The 22,494-nt window shown below is 70.7% G+C and carries 20 protein-coding genes; 9 read left to right on the top strand and 11 right to left on the bottom strand.

The window, feature by feature from the left end; all coding sequences use genetic code 11:
* Positions 1-71 precede the first annotated feature (71 nt).
* Positions 72-311: a hypothetical protein gene (locus tag ACG04R_RS06750; protein WP_394407375.1), complete on the top strand. Its 240-nt coding sequence runs from the start codon at positions 72-74 to the stop codon at positions 309-311.
* A gap of 2 nt (positions 312-313) precedes the next feature.
* Here ACG04R_RS06750 and ACG04R_RS06745 read toward each other — a convergent pair whose 3' ends face one another.
* Positions 314-1,249 (bottom strand): NAD(P)-dependent oxidoreductase, encoded by a 936-nt coding sequence (locus ACG04R_RS06745; protein WP_394407374.1) that lies wholly within the window; start codon positions 1,247-1,249, stop codon positions 314-316.
* A gap of 94 nt (positions 1,250-1,343) precedes the next feature.
* Between ACG04R_RS06745 and ACG04R_RS06740 the strand changes: the two genes are divergently transcribed.
* A complete protein-coding gene (locus ACG04R_RS06740; protein ID WP_394407373.1) occupies positions 1,344-3,389 on the top strand; it encodes a M13 family metallopeptidase in 2,046 nt (681 codons plus the stop codon).
* A 7-nt stretch (positions 3,390-3,396) separates the two neighbouring features.
* Here the strand turns inward: ACG04R_RS06740 and ACG04R_RS06735 are convergent, their stop codons facing one another.
* From ACG04R_RS06735 to ACG04R_RS06725, 3 genes are read right to left on the bottom strand one after another with little or no spacing between them, the layout of a single operon-like run.
* Positions 3,397-3,855 carry a hypothetical protein gene (locus ACG04R_RS06735; RefSeq protein WP_394407372.1) on the bottom strand — a complete coding sequence of 153 codons (459 nt, stop codon included), beginning with the start codon at positions 3,853-3,855 and terminating at the stop codon, positions 3,397-3,399.
* Positions 3,856-3,858: 3 nt separating this feature from the next.
* Positions 3,859-4,524 (bottom strand): general secretion pathway protein GspB, encoded by a 666-nt coding sequence (locus tag ACG04R_RS06730; protein ID WP_394407371.1) that lies wholly within the window; start codon positions 4,522-4,524, stop codon positions 3,859-3,861.
* Positions 4,525-4,550: 26 nt separating this feature from the next.
* Positions 4,551-6,245 carry an ExeA family protein gene (locus ACG04R_RS06725; RefSeq protein ID WP_394407370.1) on the bottom strand — a complete coding sequence of 565 codons (1,695 nt, stop codon included), beginning with the start codon at positions 6,243-6,245 and terminating at the stop codon, positions 4,551-4,553.
* Between the two features lie 83 nt (positions 6,246-6,328).
* Here ACG04R_RS06725 and ACG04R_RS06720 point away from each other — a divergent pair, with 83 nt between their 5' ends.
* On the top strand, positions 6,329-6,940 hold the full coding sequence (locus tag ACG04R_RS06720) for an LptA/OstA family protein (RefSeq protein WP_394407369.1): 612 nt from the start codon (positions 6,329-6,331) through the stop codon (positions 6,938-6,940).
* Here the strand turns inward: ACG04R_RS06720 and ACG04R_RS06715 are convergent.
* A complete protein-coding gene (locus ACG04R_RS06715) occupies positions 6,937-7,539 on the bottom strand; it encodes a DUF4337 domain-containing protein (protein ID WP_394407368.1) in 603 nt (200 codons plus the stop codon). The two genes, ACG04R_RS06720 and ACG04R_RS06715, sit on opposite strands and share 4 nt — an antisense overlap.
* Positions 7,540-7,621: 82 nt before the next feature.
* Here ACG04R_RS06715 and ACG04R_RS06710 point away from each other — a divergent pair, with 82 nt between their 5' ends.
* Positions 7,622-8,653: an alpha/beta hydrolase gene (locus ACG04R_RS06710; protein ID WP_394407367.1), complete on the top strand. Its 1,032-nt coding sequence runs from the start codon at positions 7,622-7,624 to the stop codon at positions 8,651-8,653.
* On the opposite strand, the gene ACG04R_RS06705 is transcribed toward ACG04R_RS06710, so the two are convergent.
* The 3 genes from ACG04R_RS06705 to ACG04R_RS06695 form a co-directional block, all read right to left on the bottom strand.
* Positions 8,650-10,440, bottom strand: a complete 1,791-nt coding sequence (locus ACG04R_RS06705; RefSeq protein WP_394407366.1) for an MORN repeat-containing protein — start codon at positions 10,438-10,440, stop codon at positions 8,650-8,652. The two genes, ACG04R_RS06710 and ACG04R_RS06705, sit on opposite strands and share 4 nt — an antisense overlap.
* Positions 10,437-11,771, bottom strand: a complete 1,335-nt coding sequence (locus ACG04R_RS06700; protein WP_394407365.1) for a hypothetical protein — start codon at positions 11,769-11,771, stop codon at positions 10,437-10,439. The genes ACG04R_RS06705 and ACG04R_RS06700 overlap by 4 nt, the downstream gene beginning before the upstream one ends.
* A gap of 73 nt (positions 11,772-11,844) precedes the next feature.
* The gene (locus ACG04R_RS06695; RefSeq protein ID WP_394407364.1) at positions 11,845-13,617 is read right to left on the bottom strand and encodes a GGDEF domain-containing protein; all 1,773 of its coding nucleotides are present in this window, start codon (positions 13,615-13,617) and stop codon (positions 11,845-11,847) included.
* Positions 13,618-13,691: 74 nt separating this feature from the next.
* On the opposite strand from ACG04R_RS06695, the gene ACG04R_RS06690 reads away from it, so the two are divergent.
* Complete coding sequence (locus ACG04R_RS06690; protein WP_394407363.1) at positions 13,692-15,167, top strand: M20 family metallopeptidase; 1,476 nt, start codon at positions 13,692-13,694, stop codon at positions 15,165-15,167.
* A gap of 15 nt (positions 15,168-15,182) precedes the next feature.
* Positions 15,183-16,130, top strand: coding sequence for a LysR family transcriptional regulator (locus tag ACG04R_RS06685; protein WP_394407362.1), 948 nt, complete (start codon positions 15,183-15,185; stop codon positions 16,128-16,130).
* Here ACG04R_RS06685 and ACG04R_RS06680 read toward each other — a convergent pair whose 3' ends face one another.
* A complete protein-coding gene (locus ACG04R_RS06680; RefSeq protein ID WP_394407361.1) occupies positions 16,131-16,658 on the bottom strand; it encodes a hypothetical protein in 528 nt (175 codons plus the stop codon).
* 98 nt (positions 16,659-16,756) lie between these two features.
* Here ACG04R_RS06680 and ACG04R_RS06675 point away from each other — a divergent pair, with 98 nt between their 5' ends.
* The 3 genes from ACG04R_RS06675 to rsmA are packed head-to-tail and all read left to right on the top strand — an operon-like array spanning position 16,757 to position 21,215.
* Entirely contained in the window at positions 16,757-19,135 is a 2,379-nt protein-coding gene (locus tag ACG04R_RS06675) for an LPS-assembly protein LptD (RefSeq protein WP_394407360.1), read from the top strand.
* Positions 19,132-20,445: a peptidylprolyl isomerase gene (locus ACG04R_RS06670; protein WP_394407359.1), complete on the top strand. Its 1,314-nt coding sequence runs from the start codon at positions 19,132-19,134 to the stop codon at positions 20,443-20,445. The genes ACG04R_RS06675 and ACG04R_RS06670 overlap by 4 nt, the downstream gene beginning before the upstream one ends.
* Positions 20,433-21,215 (top strand): 16S rRNA (adenine(1518)-N(6)/adenine(1519)-N(6))-dimethyltransferase RsmA, encoded by a 783-nt coding sequence (gene rsmA, locus ACG04R_RS06665; protein WP_394407358.1) that lies wholly within the window; start codon positions 20,433-20,435, stop codon positions 21,213-21,215. The genes ACG04R_RS06670 and rsmA overlap by 13 nt, the downstream gene beginning before the upstream one ends.
* 247 nt (positions 21,216-21,462) lie before the next feature.
* Here rsmA and ACG04R_RS06660 read toward each other — a convergent pair whose 3' ends face one another.
* Together ACG04R_RS06660 and ACG04R_RS06655 are read right to left on the bottom strand one after the other, a co-directional pair.
* Positions 21,463-21,858 (bottom strand): barstar family protein, encoded by a 396-nt coding sequence (locus ACG04R_RS06660; RefSeq protein WP_057298652.1) that lies wholly within the window; start codon positions 21,856-21,858, stop codon positions 21,463-21,465.
* A 68-nt stretch (positions 21,859-21,926) separates the two neighbouring features.
* Positions 21,927-22,337, bottom strand: a complete 411-nt coding sequence (locus ACG04R_RS06655) for a guanyl-specific ribonuclease (RefSeq protein ID WP_394407357.1) — start codon at positions 22,335-22,337, stop codon at positions 21,927-21,929.
* Positions 22,338-22,494: the final 157 nt, after the last annotated feature.

The following is a 22,494-nucleotide window of genomic DNA, read 5'->3' as shown; positions in this document are numbered from 1 at the left end:
GGCCTGTCGCTGTTTCGGCGCCCACGTCGTCTGTTGGGAAACCCCTTCGTTTGCTTCTGTTGCCTGCTGCCATGAAGCTTCTGCACATCCCCACGCCCCGCCGCCTGCTGAACGTCTTCGCGTCCCAGCGGGCGCCCGTCAACCGGGTGGTCGAGCCCCTGCTGGGCTTCGACAACCTGCCGCCACCGCCGCCCGCCGCGCCCCAGCCGCTGGGCCGCCGGGCCATCGAGATGGCGCTGGAGGAGGGCAGCCGCCGCCTCTACGTGCCGATGGCGGAGGAAGAGGTCATCGAACGGCCGCGCCGCCGCTGACCTCAGATCGGCGTCGGCAACGGGGCGCCGCGCCGCAGTGCGTCGGCGTTGTCGATGAAGTTCTGCACCGAGGCCCGGACGGACTCGGGCGACCAGCCGGCCACGTGCGGCGTCAGGATGACGTTGTCCAGGCTCGCCAGCTCCGCCGGCGGCTGCGGCTCGCTCTCGTAGACGTCCAGCGCCGCGCCCGCAATCTGCCCGGCCTTCAGCGCGGCCGCCAGGGCCGCGGTGTCCACGCAGCTGCCGCGGGCGATGTTGACCACGTGGCCGCCCGCACCCAGGGCGGCCAGCACGGCGGCGTCGACGATGTGCCGCGTCGCCGCGCCGCCGGGCGTGGCCACGACGAGGTCGTCCGCCCAGGCGGCCAGGCCCTGCGGGCTGTCGAAGTAGCTCGCGTCACCGGCGTCCGGCCTGGGCGTGCGGTTGTGATAACCGATGACCATGCCGAAGGCCGCCGCGCGGTGGGCGATCTTGCGACCGATGGCGCCCAGGCCCACGATGCCCAGCCGCCGCCCGCCGAGGCTTGGGTAGAGCAGCAGATCGTCGCGCCAGATGCCCGCCCGCAGCGCCTTGCCCTGCTGGGGCAGTGCCCGCACGCTGGCGAGCAGCAGTGCCAGCGCGTGGTCCGCCACGCAGTCGTCGTTGGTGCCGGCGCCGTTGCACAGCGCCACGCCGCGGGCGCGGGCGGCGGCCCGGTCGAGGTTCTCGTAGCCGGCGCCCAGGGCGGCCAGCAGCTTCAGGCGGGGCAGCGCGGCGATCTCGGCGGCCGTGAAGCCGACAGAACCGTTGGTCAGCACCAGCTCGATATCCGCCGCGTGGGCGGCGATGGCGGCGGCGCGTGCCGCCGGGTCCGTGGCCTCGATGACCTGGAAGCGCGCCAGCAGCAGGGCCTTGTGTTCGGCGGCGATGGGGACAAGCAGTAGCAGGGTGTCGTTCATGCGCCCATCATGCCGTGCGGCTTCCCGGTCTGACGAATGGCCGGGCCGCGGCCCGGCACCCACAATCGCGTTCATCAAATCCAACGTTCTTGCCATGAAACAACTGCTGCTTTCCGCCCTGCTGGCGGCCACGCTGGCTCATGCGGCCGACGAGGGTCCGCTGGATGCGCTGCCCTACACGCCCGGACTCGATGTCAAGGCCATGGACCGCAGTGCCAACCCTTGCAACGACCTCTACCGCTTCGCCTGCGGCGCCTGGAGCAAGGCCAACCCCATCCCGTCTGACCAGTCGCGCTGGTCGGTCTACGCCAAGATGGCCAACGAGAACCAGCGCTACCTGTGGGGTGTGCTGAATAAGCTCGGCGACACCGGCACCGAGCGCAGCGCCAGCCAGGCCAAGCTGGGCGACTATTTCGCCAGCTGCATGAACGAGGGTGCCGTGCAGACCGCCGGCCTGAAGGGCCTGCAGCCGCTGCTGGACCGCATCGATGCCCTGGCCGACAAGCGCGCGCTGCCGGCGCTGCTGGCCGAGTTGCAACTGGCCGCCGGCAACGAGCGGCTGTTCTTCGGCTTCGGCTCGGGCCAGGACTTTGCCGACGCAACGCGCCAGATCGCGTTCGCGTCGGCCGGCGGCCTGGGCCTGCCCGACCGCGACTACTACCTCAAGCGCGACGCCCGGACGCTGAAGATCCGCAACGCCTACGAGGCCCATGTGGCCCAGGTCTTCACGCTGCTGGGCGACTCGCCGGCCGGGGCCCGGGCGGCGGCGCGCAGCGTGCTGGCCACCGAGGCGGTGCTGGCGCGCGCGTCGCTGAGCAAGGTCGACCAGCGTGACCCTTACAAGACCTTCCACGTTGTCGACGCCCGCGGCCTGCAGGCGCTGACGCCGGGCTTCGACTGGGCCGCCTTCGGCGCGGCCCTGGGCGTGGCGCCCGACCTGGCCCGCTACAACGTCACCGAGCCGGCCTTCCTGAAGGCGTTCAACGCGCGGCTGCAGGCCATGAGCCTGGACGACGTGAAGCGCTACCTGCGCTGGCAGCTCGCCAGCAGCCTGGCGCCGGCGCTGGACGACCGCCTCGTGCAGGCCAACTTCGACTTCTACGGCCACACCTTGAACGGCACGCCGCAGCTGAGCCCGCGCTGGAAGCGCTGCGTGCAGCTCGTCGACGTGCAACTGGGCGAGGCGCTGGGCCAGGAGTTCGTCGCGCGCAACCTCACGCCCGAGCTCAAGGCCGCCACGGTGCAGATGACCGATGAGATCGAGGCCGCGATGGCGCGCTCCATCGACAGCCTCGCGTGGATGAGCGCCGAGACCCGGGCGCGCGCCCACGAGAAGCTCAAGGCCATCGTCAACAAGGTCGGTTATCCCGAGCGCTGGCGCGACTACACGGCCTTTGCCGTGCAGCGTGGCGACTTCTTCGGCAACGTCGTGCGCGGCAACGTGTTCGAGGCCAGGCGCCGCCTGGCCAAGATCGGCCAGCCGCTGGACCGCGGCGAATGGAACATGACGCCGCAGACGGTCAACGCCTACTACGACGCGCAGATGAACGACATCAACTTCCCGGCCGGCGTGCTGCAGGCTCCGCTGTACGACCCGAAGATGGACGAGGCGCCCAACTACGGCAACACCGGCGGCACCATCGGCCACGAGCTGACGCACGGCTTCGACGACGAAGGCCGCCAGTTCGACGCCCAGGGCAACCTGAAGAACTGGTGGACGAAGAAGGACGGCCGCGAGTTCGAGAAGCGCGCCGCCTGCGTGGTGGGCCAGTACGCGACCTACACCGTCGTGGACGACATCAAGATCAATTCCAAGCTGACGCTGGGCGAGGACCTCGCCGACCTGGGCGGCCTCATCCTCGCGTGGGAGGCCTGGAAGGCTCACATGCAGGGGAGGGTGAGCGAGTCGAAAGACGGCCTGACACCCGAGCAGCGCTTCTTCGTCGGCTTCGCGCAGTGGGCATGCGCCGACGCGCGCCCCGAGGCGCAGCGTGTGCACGCCAAGATCGACCCGCACTCGCCGCCCGAGTGGCGCATCAACGGCGTGGTCGCCAACATGCCGGAGTTCGAGAAGGCCTTCGCTTGCAAGCCCGGCTCCCGGCTCGTGAAGCCGGCGGGGCAGCATTGCAAGGTGTGGTGATGGCGGGTCAGGTCTCGCCGGGCGTCTCGGGCTGCGTTGTCCCGGGACGACTGGCAGCTGCGGTTTCGTAGAACGCCTTCAACTGCGGCAGCACCGAGTGAAGGCATCGGATGAGGTCCCGGTCCGACTGGATCGGCGCCTGGAAGTGGAAGCCGTACACACCCCAGCGGCGTTGATCCGGCGGGCAGATCACGGTCGCTTCACCTACGCCGGCCTGCCAGACGATGCCGGCCCGTGAGCCATCCGGCGCCACGACATACGCATCGCCCCAACGCTTCGGCTCGTTGCCGCGCGGGTCCGTGATGACGCCGAAGCGAAAGCCGTCCTTATCGGACCCGTCGAGCATCGGAAAGCCGTAGTAGGCGGGCGCGTCCCTCGGTGCAGCGATGAACGCCGGCAACTCGTCGTCAGTCGACACCGCTTCGGGATCGATGCGTGCGACCTGGCCGTCGGGCGTGGTCGGCATGGGCTAGACCGGCTGCCGGTAGCGCTGGCCCTTGAAGCGCAGCACCAGCTCGTGCTGGCGGATCTGCTCCAGCGACAGGTCGGCACCCAGCCGCGCGCCCTCGCGCACGACCTCGCCGTTGACGATGACGAAGCGGCTGGCCGGGTCGTCCGAATAGACCGAGCCGCTGATCGTCAGTCGGGGCAGTTCGCGGCGCGTGCTCTCGGGCAGCTCGGCCAGCGCCGGGATGCGGGCTTCGGCGGTCGGCGCGGGAGCCGCCGCCGGCACGGTGGCGGCGACGGGTGCGGGTGCAGCGGCCACCGCGACCGGTGGCGGCATGGGCGGCAGGTAGGGCGAGCCTGAGGCCGCAGGCTGTGGCATCGGCGCGCTGGCGACCGGCGGCGTGACAGGCTCGGGCGTGGCAACCGGCATCGGCGCGGGCAACGCGGCTTGCGGCATGGAGGGCACCGGCGGCGTGGTGTCATGCGCGCTGCCGGCCCACCAGCTGCCCGCACCCACGCCGGCCAGCACCAGCAGGCCGCCACCGGCCCAGGGCAGCCAGCGGCTGCGCCCGGTGGCCGGCGCGGCGCCGCCGGTGGGCTGCGGCTGGGTGTGCAGGCCCGGCACCTGGCCGCGCTCGCGTTCGCGGTCGGCTTCGGCCCGGCGCAGGGCATCGAGGATGTAGGACATGGCGTTCGGTCGCTCGAATCTTGGGGTCAGCGGGCTGCGTCCAGGCGCGGTTCGGCCACGCCGGTGGCCCGGTTGATCTGCATCAGCGTGACGGGGCCGATGCGGCCGTCCGGCTGCAGGCCCTGGCTGGCCTGGAAGGCCTGGATCTGGCGGCTCAACTCGGCCCAGCCGAGGGGCGTGGAAGCCGCGGCGCTGGCCGGCGCTGCGGCGCCCGACGCGTGGGCCAGCTGGGCGGCCAGCCAGGCTCGCAGCGGCATGACGTTGCCGGCCCGGCCGACATAGCCCGGCGGCACGCGCCAGAAGGTCGTGAACTCGCCGCGCCAGGCGCCGGCCAGTTCGGCCAGCGCGACGCGGCGCGGCGTGCCGTCCACCAGCAACGTGGCCTGGTGGCCGTCCAGCCCCACCAGTGCGGCGAGGGCCGGCGGCTGGCCGGGGCGTTGCAGCGTCAGCAGCACCGGGCGGTCGATGAGGCGGATCAGCGACAGGCTGCCGCTGGCGCTGCGGTAGCACTGCAGGCCGTGCTGCGCCGCGGTGCCGCAGGGGTCGGCCTGGGCCGGCAGTGGCAGGCCCCAGCGCTGGGCCAGCGCGGCCCAGGCGTCGCCGTCCCGCGGGGCCCAGTCGGCCAGCCGCAGCGGCGCGGGCGCGGCGCTGCTGGCGGACGGGGCTGGCGACGATGCGGCGCTTGCGGCCGGCCGGGCGGCCGACGCGGCGCCGGCGGGGGCGGATGTGGCACTCGCCGCGGTGGCCATCGCCACCTCGCCGGACTTGCCGCCGCGTGCGGCCTGCGATGTCGACTGCTGCTGCCAGCCCCAGGTCAGCCCCGCGCCGGCCACGGCCGCGGCGAGCGCCACCAGGCCCACGCCGACCAGGTCCGGCCGCCGCCGGCGCTTGCGTGCGGGCGTGGCGGTCTGCGCGTCGAACACCTCGGCCGCGGCCTGGCGCACGATGGCCGGCGTGACCTGCGCCTGGCCGCCGGCATAGCCGCCCAGCAGCGCGCGGTCGCACAGCAGGTTGATGCGGCGCGGCACGCCGCGGGTGAGCTGGTGGATGAGGCGCAGCGCCTTGCGGTCGAAGGGCAGCGCGCCGGTGAGGCCGGCCACGGTCAGGCGGTGGCGGATGTACTGCGCCGTCTCGGCCTCGGACAGTGCGCCCAGGTGGAAGCGCGCGATGACGCGCTGTGCCAGCTGCTCCAGCTCGGGCCGGGCCAGCATGCCGCGCAGCTCGGGCTGCCCGATCAGCACCACCTGCAGCAGCTTGCGCTCGCTGGTCTCGAGGTTGGTCAGCAGGCGCAGCTGCTCCAGCACGTCGGCCGAGAGGTTCTGGGCCTCGTCGATGATGAGCACGTTGTTGCGCCCGGCCGCGTGCTGCGCCAGCAGGAAGGCGTTCAGCGGGTCGACGTAGTCCTTCACCGTCAGCGCGTCCGCGGGCACCTGGACGTGGAACTCGTCGCAGATCGCCTGCAGCAGCTCGGTGACGGTGAGCTTGGGGTTGAAGATGTAGGCGACGTTGCAGTTCGCCGGGATCTGTTCCAGGAAGCAGCGGCAGACGGTGGTCTTGCCGGCCCCGATCTCGCCGGTCAGCAGCACGAAGCCGCCGCCACCGTCCAGCCCGTAGAGCAGATGGGCCAGCGCCTCGCGGTGGCGCTCGCTCATGAACAGGTAGCGCGGGTCGGGCGCGATCGAGAACGGCGCTTGTCTGAGGCCGAAGAAGGGCGCGTACATGGGGCGGCAGGATACCCATCCCGGCGCGAGGCGCTGCAAGCCTCTACAGTCGGCGTCCGGTCTTAACGTTGAAAGCCCTGCCCATGCGCCGCCGCTTCCGCCCGTCTTCGCCGAAGTTCGTCGTGTGTGCGCTGTGTGCTGCCTTGGGTGCAGGGCCGGCGCTGGCGGACAGGGCTGACAGCACCCGGTCGGTCAGCCTGAGCTTTGACGACCGTGGCCTCAGCGACCTTGCCAAAGGACGCACGGAGATCGTCGGCGATGTGGTGCTGTCGCAGGGCTCCACGCTGCTGCGCGCCGAGCGAGCTGACCTCCGCGAGACACCCGACGGCTTCTATCGAGCGTTTGCGAGCGGTAGGCCGTCCCGGCAGGCTTCCTTCCGCCAGGGGCGCGATGCGCCGGGCGCGGCGGTCGACGGTTCGGCGGACCAGCTGGACTACGACGCCCGCGCCGCCACGGTGCACTTGCTTGGCAAGGCCTACATGCGCGTTGAAGGCGCCCGTGGTCGCATGGAAGCAACCGGGTCGACCATCACCTATGACAACCGCGCCGACGTCCTGGTGGTCGAGGCGGGCAGCCGCTCACCCAATCCCCAGGGGCGTGGACGCATCCTGTACATGCCGTCGGCTGTCGTCGACGCCTCGGCCTCCGCGGCGCTGCGGTTGAATCCCTCGCTGACGCTGGGGCAGCGAGACTAGGACAACAGCTTCACCAGCGCATCCGGGTGGATGTGCAGCGCGGCCAGGCCGGCGACGCCCATCAGCACGCCGAAGAAGGTCGGCACCAGCGCCGCGAAGAACAGCGGCCACAGCTTGGTGAGCGCCGTGACGGCCAGCAGCGCGATGGCGATGGCGAGCAGCGCGTCGGACAGGTCGAACTGGTCGTCGCGGTAGTTCAGCGAGTCGTAGGTCTGCTGGTCGGCCTCGGCCTGGGCCTTGAGTTCGTCGCGCTTCCTGGCCTGCTCCGCGGCCTTGGCGCGGTAGCTGGCGATGGCCTGGTCGTAGGCCGGCGCCTGCACAGCCGAGGCGCCAGCCTTGGCCAGCTCCAGCTGCGTGGCGGTGGCCTCGGCCACGTCGGTGCGCAGCGTGCGCGACTGGTAGTAGGCCCAGTGGTCCAGCTTGTCGGCCTGCGCCTGCTGCATGGCCTGGACGATGTTGTCGTCCTTGACCTTGCAGATGCCCATGAAGGTGGCGAGGATGGCGACCGTCACGGCGACGGCAGCGTTGAGTCGCGCGGCGCTGGCTTCCTTGCCGGCGTCGGCGGCGCGGTCGATGACGTCCTTGGGGTCGAGGTCCATGATGTGCGGGGGGTGGGATTGGGCGCCAGTGTGGCCTGCTGTGGCACGCTCGCGAGTCCCGCAACCCGACGCTGCAAGCCGAATGAAAGCCAGGTTCCTTCTTTGTGCCGCTGTCTGGCTGGCCGCCGTGGCGGCCCAGGCCGACCCGGTCACGTTCACGCTCGCGGCCCCGCAGGCACGCGAGGTCTTCCTGGCCGGCGAGATGACGGACTGGGACGCCGGAAAGAAACCACTGGCGCGCGGCGCCGACGGTGTCTGGCGCGTGCAGCTGGACCTGGCGCCCGGCCAGTGGCTCTACAAGTTCGTCGTCGATGGCCGCTGGGTCCACGATCCGGCCACGCCCGACCACGATGCCGACGGCCAGGGCGGCCAGCATTCCTTCGTCTTCGTCGGCACCGGGCCGTGGACGCCGCCGGCGCCGGCTCAGCGCGGCCACGTCGAGACACACCAGCTGCCGTCGGCGGCGTTCGGCGGGCAGCCGGTCAAGGTCAACGTCTACCTCCCACCCGGCTTCCAGGCGGGCCAGGACCTGCCTGTGCTGTGGCTGTTGCACGGCGGCGGCATGGACGCCGACCAGTGGTTTCGCACCGGCCACATCGAGCGCTACGCGGACCGCCTCATCGCCGCCGGCCGCGTGAAACCCTTCGTCATCGTCATGCCCAGCAGCAACGGCCGGCGCTACGACGGGCCCGCCCGGGACTTCATCGTGGACGAGCTGCCGGCCTGGCTGAAGGCGCGCTACGGCCTCGCGCCGACCCGCGCGCGGTCGGCCATCGCCGGCATGTCGCTGGGTGGCCTGGGCGCGGTGCGGCTGCCCGTCGCGGCGCCGGCACGCTGGGGCTATGCCTACGCGCTGGCCGGCTGGTATCCGGACGAGCTGCTGGACGAGGTCCGGGCCGCAGGCAGGCTGCCGGTGCAGCTGGTGATGCGCTGCGGCACCGAGGACTCGCTGCTGCCCGGCAACCGCGCGCTGCTGGCGCTGCTGCGCGAGCAGGGCACGCCACCCGACTACCGCGAGGACGCGGGCGCCCACACCTTCCACTACTGGAGCCAGGTGACCGAAGAAATGCTGACCGGCGTGGACGGCTACTTCCGCGCCGCGAGCGGGTCCTAGCCGCCCTTGCGGATCGTGAGCCCGTCGTCGGTGCGCTCGTCGTCCTTGAACACACCTTCCCAGCGGTCGCCGCTGGGCCAGTAGAAGATGCCCTGGCCGTGCTTGAGGCCGCGGGCCCAGGCGCCTTCGTAGCGCTCGCCGGTCTGCCAGGCGTACTTGCCCTGGCCGTTGGCCTTGCCGGCGTCGAACTCGCCTTCGTAGACGTCGCCGCTGGGGAAGACCATGCGGCCCTTGCCCTGCGGCAGGCCAGCGGCGAGCTGGCCCTCGTACTGGTTGCCGTTGGAGAAGCGCATCTTGCCCATGCCCTGCGGCTTGTCGTTGACCCAGTCGCCTTCGTAGCGCTGGCCGCTCATCCAGACGTAGCTGCCCTTGCCGTGCGGCAGGCCGTTGTGGATCTGGCCGGTGTAGACGTCGCCCGACGCGTAGGTCAGCTTGCCCTGGCCTTCGGGCTGGCCGTCCACCAGCGTGCCGTCGAACTGGTTGCCGTTGGCGAACATCATCAGTCCCTTGCCGGTGGCACGGTCGTCGACCCACTCGCCCTTGTAGCGCTGGCCGGTGGCCCAGCGGATCTCGCCGACACCTTCGCGGCGGCTGTGATTCAGCGGGCCTTCGTAGAGGTCGCCGTTCTTCCACTCGACGCGGCCGGTGCCGGAGACGGTGTCGTCGTCGTTGCGCACGAACTGGCCGACGTAATGCGTGTCGCCGGCAACGCGGTCGAACAGCTTGGGCTCTGCAGCCGGCGCGGCCGCAGTGGTCGTGGCGGGCAGCGTGGGCGCCGGCGCGGCGGGCTTGGGCAGCGGCACGACGGGCGCGGTGGCGGCCTGGCGCATCGGCGCGGCGGCGGCCGTTGCCGCGGCAGCTGCTGCCGGCGCCGCGGTGGTGGCGGGCTTGCCCGGTGTGGGCGCCGGCTTGGGGGCCGCGGCCATGGCGGTGGGCGGCGGCGCGCCGGGCAGCGCGGTGGCGACCCACGGCGTGCCGCGCTCGCGCGCCAGCGCCTGGGCGTTGTTGAGCGCCAGCTCCTGCGCGCTGCCCTTGCACTGCGCAGCCGTGTTGCGCCACAGCGTCTCGCCGATCTGGCTCTGCGTCTGGCGCTCGGCCAGCGGCAGCGCGGCGCCGCCGTTGCGCAGCTTGGTGGAGAACTCGCGGGCCTGCTCGAAGGGCGGGGCGCAGAACTCGGCGTTGTAGCCGTCGATCTCGCTTTGCTCGCGGCGGCGCTGGGCGGTCAGCTGCTGGCTGCCGCTGCACTGGTCCACGGCGAGATCCCACATGCCCTCGGCCTTGCGGTAGAGGCTGGCGGCGTCGGAGAAACGCCGCTCGCTGAAGGCGGTGCGTGCCAGGTCCTGCAGCGCGCCGGCGTCGTGGTGGGCGCTCTCGCACTGGCTGCCGGCCTGCAGCTTCTCGGCCAGCGCGTCGTGGGCCTTCTGGCTGTCGGCGAGGTTGCGCTGGGCGCGCTCGCGGGCGCGGCCGTCGCAGGTGGCGATGGCCGCGCCCCACTGGGCCACGGCCTCGTCGTAGAACTTGACCTGGACCTGCAGCGGCTGGTTCTGCGCCTGCGCCGTGGCCGCCTTCAGGTCGTACGACAGCGCGCGGCTGGTCAGCTGCGAGCAGCTGGGTGGAGGTGGGGCTGGCGCAGGTTCGGGCGCGGAGGCTGCGGTTTCGGGGGCGGCGGCGCCGGCATCGGGCGCGGACGCTGCCAGGACAGGGGCCGAGGCTGCGGGCTCGGGCGGCGTCTGCGCGCGGGCGACGGCTGCCAGCAGCGCCAGGCAGAGAAGCAGGGCGGATCTCATTTCTTGCGGGCGCCGGTTTCAGCGGGCATTTCAAGCATCGCGTCGACGAGGCCGCGCGAGAAGCGACCGGCGCCGGGGTCGTCGGGGCTCTCGAAGGAGAAGCTGGTCTGTGCGGAGGCGAGCGGCATGGCGCCGATCTCGGCCACCAGCGCATCGGGGCGGAAGCCGCCGAGGATGGCCGTGATCTCGCCCTCGAAGCCGCGCGCGGCGGCCACCTTGTTGAGCGCGGCCAGGCGATCAGCGTCGAACAGCATCGCGTTCTGCGCCAGCCCGCGTTCGACGAGCTTCTGATGCAGCGTGAAGCCGGCCAGCGGCGGTGCGCCCAGGGCGGCCATGCGCGTGAAGGCCCAGGCGTCGGCCCGTTCGAAGGCGGTGGCGGCGATGCGCGAGATACCCGACAGCGAGCCGCGGTTGGCGGCAGCGGCCTGCATGACGTTGACGACCTGCTGGCGGCTGAGGTTCTGTGCGGCGTCGACCAGGCCGTCGCGTATGTGCTGCACCGCCAGTGCCTTGCCCTGGTCGATGAGCTGCTGCTTGAGCACGTCGCTGGCCACGTTGGCGGCGGCGCTCTTGGCCGCGCTGATGGCCGCGTCGGCCGCCAGCGCCGCCGCCTTCACGCCCGAGGCCAGCGTGGCCAGGTTGTAGAGGGTGCCGGCGATCTTGACGGCGTAGTGATAGGTCTTCATGCGCGCGCCGCCCTCCTCGGACAGGCCCTGCGTCCACAGCACCATCCACAGCGCCTCGTCCGGCGTCGGCTCGGCCTGGGTCACCTCCAACGGGTGCAGGCTCAGCAGCCAGTGGTAGTCCTGCATCTGCGGCGTGTTGGGCGGCGCAAAGCGCGTGTAGCCGCGGCAGACCTCGAAGGGCTTGACGAGCACGGTCTTGCCCGCCGCGGTGCCGACGTTGAACGGCTTGCCGTTGTCGCGTACCTCGGCCAGCCACTCCAGCAGCGTCTCGCCGTCGTTGCTGGGCCGGCCGGCGATGTTGTTGATGCGCGTGCCGACCGGCAGCGGCGAGTCCTGCGTGACGGCGATGACGGTCAGCCGCTCGTCCACCTGCAGCGCGCGCGCCCAGGCGACGCGGTCGTTGTCGCTCCAGCCCTCGCTGGTGGCGACGGCGAAGGGCAGCTCCCACTGCTTGTCGCAGTCCTTGTCCTGCAGCGCCGCGCTGCGCGCGATGGCCGGGCGGATGAGCCGCTCGCCCGCACCGTAGGCCCGCATGCCGGCGAGCAGGTTCTCGTCGACCTTGCGGCCATCGTCCACGGTGAACTTGGGGCCGGACGCACAGCCAGCCAGCAGCAAGATGGCAAGGAGCAGCAGGAGGGAGCGCATGGCGTCGAGCCTAAGTGCAGGTCTCGGCGGACCGGGCCGTCGTTTTCCCCGATCCTGCCAGCGCCTCGTGACATCAGCCGGCGTCGAGCCGCGCTGCCGGCTCGCTGCGGCAGACGCGATTGCGGCCCTCGGCCTTGGCGCGGTAGAGCGCTCGGTCGGCCTCGCGGTAGAGGCTGTCCAGGTCGAGCAGCGCGCGCGCCTCGGTGCAGGCCAGGCCGAAGCTGGCGGTCACCTGCAGGCGGACGTCGCCGGGCAGCACGACGGGGTTGTCGGCCAGGGCCTCGCGCAGTCGCTCGGCCAGCAGGGCGGCCTCGGCGGGGCGGCAGTCGATGGCCAGGATGATGAATTCCTCCCCGCCATACCGGGCCAGCAGCTCGCCCTGGCGCACCTGGCACCGGGCGAGTTCGGCGACTGCGCGCAGCACCGCGTCGCCGGCCGGGTGGCCGTGCTGGTCGTTGATGCGCTTGAAATGGTCCAGGTCGAACACCAGCAGGGCCAGGGGCCAGCCGTGGCGGCGCCCCTGGGCGAGCAGCCGCGCGGCCTGCTCGGCAAAGGCCCGGCGGTTGGGCAGGCCGGTCAGGAAATCGGTGTCGCTGGCCACGCGCAGCTGGCCGATGAGCTGCTCGCGCTCGGCCTCGAGCGCGCGTCGGCGCAGCGTGGCGTCGCGCAGGGCGGCGACGGCGCGCTGCATGTCGCCGATCTCGTCCTCCCGCGTGACCGGTGGCAGGTGGTCGCTGGGCAGGTCGCGGCCGTCCATGATGGCGTTCATGCCCCGGGTGCCCCGGAGCAGCGGCAGCAGCACCCGGTGCCGGATCAGCAGGAAGACGGTCAGCTCGATACACAGCACCGCCAGGCCCAGGGTGGCGTTGATCGCCATGTCACGGCGCACCGCGGCGACGCGGGCGGTGGCATCGTCGCGGGCGGCGGCGAACAGGGTGTCGCGCAGCTCGACGATGCTCTTCATCGGCGGCACGTAGCGCCCGACGAAGGCCGCCGAGTCGAGGCCGTAGGGCTGGCCGGACTGGCCTCGCTCGGTCAGCTCGCGCACGAGGGGCAGGCCGACCCCGAAGTAGCGGGCTTCCATGGTGGCGATGGCGGCCTGCAGCGGGGCGCTCGCGCGGCTGACGCGGGCCTGCAGGCTGATGAGCTTGCGCAGTTGCTCGATGCGGCCCGTCAGTACCGCGATCTCGCGCTCGTCGCCCCGTTCCAGCGGCAGCTGAGTGGCCAGCGGGGTGGTGAACTGCGAGCCGAGCCGACCGGCGTACTCGCGCAGCTCGGCGGCGTAGCGCGCACCGACCAGGGGCATGGCCAGCTCGGGATAGACGGCCTCGGCGGCGGCGGACTGCGTCGTCACGGCTCCGAGCACCGTGTCGATGACCGCGAACATCTGGTCGATCGGTGCCCGGGTGAGGCGCCGGCCTGGCGCGCTGCGCTCGGCATGCGGCAGGGCCGCCACTCGGTCGACCTCAACCCGCGCCCGCGCGAGCTCGGTGCGGGCCTGCTCCAGCTGGGCACGGGCGGACACCGAGGCCGGGTCGGCGAGCCCGGCCACGGCGGCGAGCGCCTGGTCCAGCGCGGTGTCGGTCGCGTGGCGGAAGTCCGTCAGGCGGGCACGCTTGGCCGGGTCCGGTGGCTCGGTGTCGTTGAGCACCGGGATGGCCGGGCCGCGCTCGGCCGAGGCGGTTTCGGCGACCTTCATGGCCAGATAGGCTCGCTGCATGGCCGCGAGGCCGAGCTCGGACGCGTCGACATGGCGCCAGTCGGCCCAGCTCGAATGCAACAGCAGCGCCGTCACCAGGCTGAGCAGCAGCCCGGTGGTGAGCAGGAAGAGGCGGGTCAGGCGCATGGCGGGGCGGGCAACAAATCATTATCCGAGCGCCTAAACTGCCCGGCTGCGCCACAAGCGCCAAGGAGTACGCCATGAACGCACGAGACCCCCAACTGCCCCTGCAGGCCGACGAGGCCACCGCCCTGGGCGAGTTCGCCGCGCGCGTCTGGGACGAGGAAATCGTCCCCGCGCTGACCGACTACATCGCCATCCCGGCCAAGAGCCCGATGTTCGACGCCGACTGGGCAGCGAACGGCCACATCGACAAGGTGCTGACGCAGGCCGCCGCCTGGGTGGAGAACCAGAAGGTCGCGGGGCTCAAGCTCGAAGTCATTCGCATCCCCGGCCGCACGCCGGTGATCTTCTTCGAGGTGCCGGGCACCAAGGCCGGTAGCGACGACACCGTCGTCCTTTACGGCCACCTGGACAAGCAGCCCGAGTTCAGCGGCTGGCGCAGCGACCTGGGGCCGTGGACGCCCAAGTACGAGAACGGCCTGCTCTACGGCCGCGGCGGTGCCGACGACGGCTACGCGATCTACGCGTCGCTGACGGCCATCATGGCGCTGGACAAGCAGGGCATTCCGCGCCCGCGCTGCGTCGGCCTGATCGAGACCTGCGAGGAGAGCGGCTCCTTCGACCTGCCCGCCTACCTGGATGTGCTGAAGCCCCGGCTGGGCAATGTGTCGCTGGTGGTCTGCCTGGACTCCGGCGCCGGCAACTACGAGCAGCTGTGGCTCACCACGTCGCTGCGCGGCATGGTGTCGGGCGTGCTGAAGGTGGAAGTGCTGACCGAAGGCATCCACAGCGGCGACGGCTCGGGCGTCGTGCCGTCGAGCTTCCGCATCCTGCGCCAGGTGCTGGACCGCCTGGAGGACAGCAAGACCGGCCGCCTGCTGCCGGAGAGCTTCCACTGCGAGATCCCGGGTGCCCGGCTGGAACAGGCGCAGGCGACCGCGGCCATCCTGAAGGAAGAGGTCTACAAGCGCCTGCCCTGGGCCTGCGGCGCGGACGGCGGCCCGGTGCTGCCGGTGACGACCGACCCGGTCGAGGTGCTGCTGAACCGCACCTGGCGCCCGACGCTGTCGGTCGTCGGCGCCGACGGCTTCCCCGAGCTGAAGAACGCCGGCAACGTGCTGCGGCCTTACACGGCCTTCAAGCTGTCGCTGCGCCTGCCACCGCTGGTGGACGGCAACGAGGCCGCCCTCAAGCTCAAGGCCCTGCTGGAGGACAACGCGCCTTACAACGCCAAGGTCACGTTCACGCCCGACGGCCGCGCCGGTGCCTACGGCGCCACCGGCTGGAACACGCCGGAGCTGTCGCCCTGGCTCAGCCAGGCGCTGAACGACGCCAGCCAGACCCACTTCGGCGCACCGGTGGGCTACATCGGCCAGGGCGGCACCATCCCGCTGATGAGCATGCTGCAGAAGGGTTTCCCGCAGGCGCAGATGATGGTCTGCGGCGTGCTGGGGCCCAAGAGCAATGCGCATGGTCCCAACGAGTTCCTGCATGTGCCCTACGGCAAGCGGCTGACCGCCGCCGTTGCTCAGGTGATGGCTGCGCACCCCTAGAGAAACAGAGGACGAATGGATCAGCTCCGCGCCATCAAGGTTTTCGTCCGCGTCATCGACGAGGGCAGCTTCGCGGCTGCGGCGCGGGCGCTGGATCTGGCGCCGGCCGTCGTCACGCGGCTGGTGGCGGAGCTGGAGGAGCACCTCGGCACGCGGCTGCTGAACCGCACGACGCGCCGCCTGGCGCTGACCGAGATCGGCGAGGCCTACCTGGAGCGCGCCCGGCGCATCCTGGCGGACGTGGACGAGGCGGCGGCGCTGGCAGCGTCGGCCACTCAGGAGGTGCGCGGCCTGCTGCGCGTGCTGTGCCCGCCGGCCATCGCCGTGCACCAGCTCGCCAAGCACCTGCCGAGCTTCCACCGCGACTACCCGCTGGTGACGCTGGAGATCACGTCGCCGGGGCCCGTCGAGACGGTGGACGACAGCTACGACCTGACCATCTTCCTGACCCGCGAGGCGCCGGACGGCGAGTTCATCGCCCGGCGGCTGGCGCGCAGCGAGTTCATCCTGTGCGCGTCGCCCGAGTACCTCGACCAGCGCGGGCGGCCGCAGCACCCCAGGGAGCTGAAGGAGCACGACGCGCTGGTGCCACCGACGCCCGCCATGATGCGCGGCCTGACGTTGCAGCGCGGCGACGGCAGCGAGGAGATCACGCTGCCCATGTCGCCGCACCGCGCGGCGCTGGCGACGACGCACATGGACACCAACTACGCCGCCGCGCTGCACGGCCTGGGCATCGCCGGCCTGCCGAGCTTCGTTGTCGAGGACGCATTGCTGGAGCAGGCGCTGGAGCGCGTCATGCCGCACTGGAGCCTGTTCGGCACCACGTTGTGGGCCGGCATGCCCACACGCAAATACGTGCCGGCGCGCACGCGGGCCTTCCTGGACTTCCTGCTGGAGATCTTCGGCGGCGAGGACAAGGACCCGTGGCTGGTGGCTGCCGGCTGCGCGACCTGCCCCTGATCAGCGAAGACTGAATCCGAGTTCGAAGAACTCCGGAAAGCGCGCCTCCATCGCGCGCTTGAGCGGCCCGAAGGCGACGTAGCGGCTGGCCGTCTTGACGATGTAGGCCAGCAGCCGCCGCTCGTCGGCGTGCCCCTGGCCCAGCAGCACCAGGTGCTGGCGCATCGCGCTCCATTCCAGCCGGCGCCAGTACTCGCCGAAATCGGCGGCCAGGTCCTCATCGAGCAGGCCGGCGGCGCGGCTGGCTTCCCAGTGGCGCACGGCCCAGTCGATCTCCTGCTGCTCGTCCCAGGACTGGCCGGGCGGGCGCAGCAGTGCGGCAATGGCGTCGGTCGGCGAGCCCTCGGGTGCGTCATCGACGAGGCGCTGGCGCACGATGTCGAGCTTGTCGTCGCCGATGCGCGCCAGACCCGCGGCGAGCGCGGCCGGGTCGGGGGGCTGCAGGGCCGGGGGCTGGTCGCGCAGGGCGGCGCAGGCCGCGCGCATCAGGCGGTCGGCCTCGGCCGCGTCGTCGTGGGTTGTTGTCATGGAGCAGACGGAGAAGATGGAGGAGGGGCCCTCGTGGATAATGAAATTCTAAGAAGCCGGCCCCGGCGACCTCTCCCGACTTCGCGCCCCTGCCGCCCGTGCCGCGCCCGTTCCGCACTCCCCAACCTGCTCCGCTGCCCACGCTGATCGCCCTGGCCCTGTGCGCCTGGGGTCAGGCGTCGGCGCTGCCGTCCGAGGCCGACGAGGGCCTGCCGCTGCGCAGCAGCCGCGTGCTGAGTTCGCCGGCCCGGTCCGGCGGCGTCAAGCCGGCCCTGGTCATCAGCGCCGGCAAGATCTCTGCCCAGGCCGAGCAGCAGGCCGATGCCACCGGAGGCGCCGAGCTGCGCTACGGCGAGCTGGTGTTGACGTCCGACAAGCTGAGTTACCGCGTCGTCGACGACCTCGCCACGGCCGAGGGGCAGGTGCGCATCGACCAGAACGGCAATGTCTTCACGGGCCCGCTGCTGCGGATGTACGTGAGCCGCTTCGAGGGCGAGTTCCTCACGCCCAGCTTCTTCCTGAAGGCCACCGGTGGCGCTGGCAAGGCGCAGGTCGTCAAGTTCCAGGACAGCGAGCACCTCACCGCCACGCAGGGCAGCTACAGCAGCTGTCCCATCGTCGACAACCAGGAGCCGGCCTGGCAGATCACCGCCAGGAACCTGCGCCTGGACCTGGCAGCCAACGAAGGCGAGGCCGACGGCGCGGTGCTGCGCTTCCTGGGCGTGCCCATCCTGGCGGCGCCGTCCATGAGCTTCCCGCTCAGCTCGGAGCGCAAGTCTGGCTGGCTGCCGCCCAACATCTTCCTGGACAACCGCAGCGGCCTCGAACTGGGCGTGCCCTACTACTGGAACATCGCGCCGCAGCGCGACGTGACGGTGACGCCGTTCGTCATGACCAAGCGCGGCGTGGGCGTGGACAGCGAGGTCCGCTACCTGGAGCCCGACCACGCCGGTCGCATCAACATCGACCTGCTGCCCAGCGACCGCCTGCTCGGTCGGTCGCGCTGGAGCCTGAAGCTCAACAACGACGGCAAGCTGGGCGACTGGCGCTACAAGCTCAAGAGCGAGCGCGTCTCCGACGACGACTACTGGAAGGACTTGTCGCGCCGCGTCGAGAGCCAGACGCCGCGCCTGATGGCCAGCGACTTCGCGATGAACCGCCACCGCGAGCTGTCCTGGGGTGTCATCGACACCTACGCCCGCGTGCAGCAGTGGCAGACGCTGCAGGGCACCGATGCACTGGCCCAGTTCGATTCGCCCTACCAGCGCAGCCCGCAGGTGGGCATCCGCGTGACGACGGCGGCCGACGAGGCCGTGCTGGACAGCTTCCGCCCCTGGGGCCGCAAGGCGCGGCTGGAGGGCGGCCTGGAGTTGGAATACAACCGCTTCGACCTGCCCGGCTCCGCCCGCCCGGCCCAGGCGCCCGGCGGCCAGCGCGTGCATGCGCTGGGCCACATCGCGGCGCCGTTGGGCGGCGAGGCATGGTGGTTCATTCCGCGCATTTCGTTCAACGCCGCCGCCTACGACCTGGACAAGCCGCTGGACGACGGGCGCAGCCGGGCCAGCCGCGTCATCCCGACGCTGAGCATCGATCACGGCTGGGTCTTCGAGCGCGACACGACACTGTTCGGCCGCGACATGCGCCAGAGCCTGGAGCCTCGGCTGTTCTACGTGAACACGCCCTACCGCGACCAGAGCACGCTGCCCAACTTCGACGCGGCGGCCAAGGATTTCAACTTCGACTCCATCTACACCGACAACCAGTTCTCGGGTGTGGACCGGGTGTCGGACCTGCACGCGCTGAGCGTCGGCGCCACCAGCCGCTGGGTCAGCACGGCGCAGGGCGAGGAGATCCTGCGCCTGGGCGCCGTGCAGCGCTTCCTGTTCCGCGACCAGTTCGTCACGCCGGACGGTCAACCGGTCACGCAGCGCTTTTCCGACCTGCTGCTGGCGGCGGCCGCCCACCTGGACGAGAAGTGGTGGGCCGACAGCACGCTGGAGTTCAACCCCGAAACCAACCGCTCGGTGCGCTCCGTGCTGCGGGCGCGCTACTCGCCTGGCGCGTTCAAGACCGTCAGTGTCGCCTACCGCTACGCGCGGGCGCAGAGCGAGCAGGTCGAAGTGGCCTGGCAGTGGCCCATCTACGGCCAGCCGATCACGCAGCGCGGCGCCAACGCCGGCAGCAGCTGCGGCGGTGCCTGGTACAGCGCCGGCCGCGTGCAGTACTCGCTGCGCGACAAGCGGCTGACCGACTCGGTCGCCGGTTTCGAGTACGACGCGGGGTGCTGGGTGCTGCGCTTCGGCCTGGAGCGGCTGTCCACCGGCCGTGCCGAAACCAACACGCGCATGATGTTGCAGCTTGAGCTGGTGGGCCTCAGCCAGCTCGGTTCGAACGCGCTGAAGGTCTTGAAGGACAATGTGCCCGGTTACCGCAGGCTGAGCTCCGACCGCTCGCCGAGTTCAGACTTCCTACCATGATCCATCGCCTTGCTCCCCCATTCCTCGCAGTGACGCTGGCCCTGGCCGCCCTTTCCGCCTCGGCCCAGACCGCGCCCACGCTGCAGCCGGGGGACTACATCGCTGCCGTGGTCAACCAGGACGTCGTCGCTGCCAGCGAGGTCATCCAGCGCACCGAGCGGCTGCGCGCCGAGGCCCGCCAGAAGGGCGAGGTCATGCCCGAGACGGCAGGCCTGCGCAAGCAGGCGCTGGAGGCGCTGATCGAGGACCGCGTGCTCGTGACCTACGCCCGCGAGAACGGCAGCCGGATCGACGAGGCGGAGCTGGACCGTGTCGTCGCCAACGTCGCGGCGCAGAACAAGCTGACCATGGCGCAACTGCGCGAGCGGCTCAAGCAGGACGGCACCGACTACAAGAGCTTCCGCGAGAACCTGCGCGATCAGATGATGACCGAGCGTGTGCGCGACCGCGAGGTGCAGGGCCGCATCAAGGTCACCGACGCCGAGATCGATGCCTGGCTCGACAAGAAGCGCGCCACGCTGGAGCAGAGCGGCCAGATCAACCTGGCCCAGGTGCTGGTGAGTGTGCCGGAGGGGGCGGCCGAGAGTGTCGTCGCCGAGCGCCGCGCCCGCGCCGAGGCCGCGCTGGCCCGCATCAAGGGCGGCGAGGACTTTGCCGCCGTCGCCCGCGAGGTCTCCGAGGACGGCAACAAGGCCAAGGGCGGCGAGATCGGCATGCGCCCGGCCGACCGGCTGCCGGACATCTTCGTCAACGCCGTCAAGGGCCTGAAGACGGGCCAGGTCGCGCCCGAGCTGCTGCGCAGCGGCGCCGGCTTCCACATCCTCAAAGTCGTCGAGCGCCAGGGCGCCGCGGCCATGACGCAGAGCCTGCAGACCCATGCCCGCCACATCCTGCTGCGCCCCTCGCAGCAGTTGACGGCCGAAGTCGCCGCGCGCCGGCTGGCCGAGATGAAGCGCCAGATCGAGTCCGGCCAGGCCAAGTTCGAGGACCTCGCCAAGGCCAACTCCGAGGACGGCAGCGCCGAGGCTGGGGGTGACCTCGGCTGGATGGGTGCCGGCGGCTTCGTGCCCGAGTTCGAGGAAGCCATGAATGCGCTGGCCATCAATGGCATCTCCAACCCGGTGCCCTCGCGCTACGGCGTCCACCTGATCCAGGTGCTGGGGCGCCGCACCGTCGAGGTCGAGCCCAAGGTCCTGCGCGAGCAGGCCCGCAATGCGCTGCGTGAGCAGAAGTACGACGAGGCCTACAAGGAGTGGGTCAAGGAACTGCGCGCCAAGGCGTTTGTCGAAGTCCGGGAATGGCTCGACTGAGCGGCGCGCACATCCCGCGCAAGCGTTTCGGCCAGCACTTCCTGACCGACAAGGCGCTGATCGAGGCCATCGTCGACCTCATCGACCCGCAGCCCGGCGAGACCCTCGTCGAGATCGGCCCGGGCTTGGGTGCGATGACACTGCCGCTGCTGGAGCGGCACAAGCCGCTGACCGTCATCGAGCTGGACCGCGACCTCGCTGCGCGGTTGAGGAAGCGTGATGACGTCGAGGTCATCGAGAGCGATGTGCTCAAGGTCGATTTCCGTGAACTGGCGGCCACGAAGGGCGCCAGGCTGCGCGTTGTCGGCAACCTGCCGTACAACATCTCGACGCCCATCCTGTTCCACCTGCTGGACGCGGTGGACGACGTCGTCGACCAGCACTTCATGCTGCAGAAGGAAGTTGTCGACCGCATGGCCGCCGGGCCGGGTGGCAAGGACTACGGCCGGCTGTCGGTGATGCTGCAGTGGCGCTACGACATCGAGTCGGTGCTGGACGTGCCGCCCGAGGCCTTCGACCCGCCGCCGCGCGTGGACTCGGCCATCGTGCGCATGCTGCCGCTCAAGACTCCGCCCGCGCTGGACCCGAAGCTGCTGGGCGAACTGGTCGCCAGCGCCTTCTCGCAGCGCCGCAAGCTGCTGCGCCACAGTCTCGGCAAATGGCTGACCGAGCGTGGCTACGCCGGCCACTTCGACCTGCAGCGCCGGGCCGAGGAGGTGCCGGTCGACGAGTTCGTCGCGCTGGCGCTGGAAGTCGCGGCGCAGCCATGAAAAACGGGACCCGCGGGTCCCGTTTCATTTTGTCGAAGGTTCAGCGCATCAAGCCGCCGAACGTGACAAGCGTGCACTCAGGCAGCGCTCAGCCACATCGACGTGTCGAAGGCACTGCACATCATCGGCATGTTCATGCCGAAGTTGGGGTTGCCAATTGTCGACTTCGCGCTTTTCGGCGCAGGCTTCTCAATCACCGGGGCCACCTCAGCAGCCCGCTCCCATGACCCGTTTTCTTGGGAGCGGGCTACTGAAAAGAATAGAAACACCGGAAGGGAATCTTCCTGTCGGCCCAGTAGTCGGCCGTGTCGCGGAAGACGTCCAGCAACTGCTCACGGGCCTCGCGGTCGAAGCGCACGTTGTCGGGCAACTGCTCCAGGACCACGACGAAGCCCGGCTGGCTGCCCGACTTGTGGACGAGGTCGGTCATGCAGTCATGCAGGGCGTCCAGGTTCTTGCCGAAATGAGCGGGAAAGAGGAAGGCCTGCGCGATGCCGTCGAGCACGTCCTGCTTGGACTGCGCCTCCGACAGGTTGGCGTAAAGGAAATGCTGGCCCGCCTCTTGAGCGGCCTGCATCAAGTCCTCGACCCGGTAGGCCCGTATGGCCTGCACGATATTGGGACGGACGGTCTGCAAAAGCATGGTCGCGTTCCTCCTTTCAAGTCACAAAACTGCCAAAACTCGTTTTCGCCCGACCTTCACCGCGCCGCTCAATCGCGGATGCGCTTGAAGCTGGCATAGTGATCGCCGGTGTAGTAGCAGACCTCCGGCGCGGTGGGGGGCGTGCCGCCACAGATGAGGCGGCGGGCGCCCCGGTTGCGCGCGCCAGGGGTCTTGACCGTGTATTCGCGATAGAAGCCGCGTGCCTTGATGGGCAGCAAACGTTCGCGATTGCCGAACACCACGCCATCCTTGTCGTAAGGAAACGGTCCGCCGGCGTGGATGAGCCGGTGGGTTTCCTGGGCCTGGACGGGCAGCTCGCTCAGCGAAATTTCAGCCAGAGCGGGCGTAGCGGTGGGACGGGCTTCCTTGGCTTGAGCACCCCCGGCCAGGCCGGAAAGCAGCACGGCGGTGGCGACCGCCGAGGCGCCAGAGCGCGCCAACCACGAGAGCAAAAACACGGGTTTACCCTGTTCCGAAAACCGTTATGGTACCGAAGCGACCCCAAAAGCTCAAGCCAGACCCCGCGGCCGGAGTCTGGAATTAGGGCATGTGAGCCTGCGCTCACACTGCGCCAAGTCCCTGTTTTTCCTGGGTTTTTGACGAGCCGGTAACGCG

This window comes from Pelomonas candidula, assembly GCF_043555985.1.
Taxonomy (GTDB): domain Bacteria; phylum Pseudomonadota; class Gammaproteobacteria; order Burkholderiales; family Burkholderiaceae_C; genus Pelomonas; species Pelomonas candidula.
Note: the sequence above shows the minus strand (reverse complement) of the source record. Positions and strands in the feature narration are given on the sequence as shown.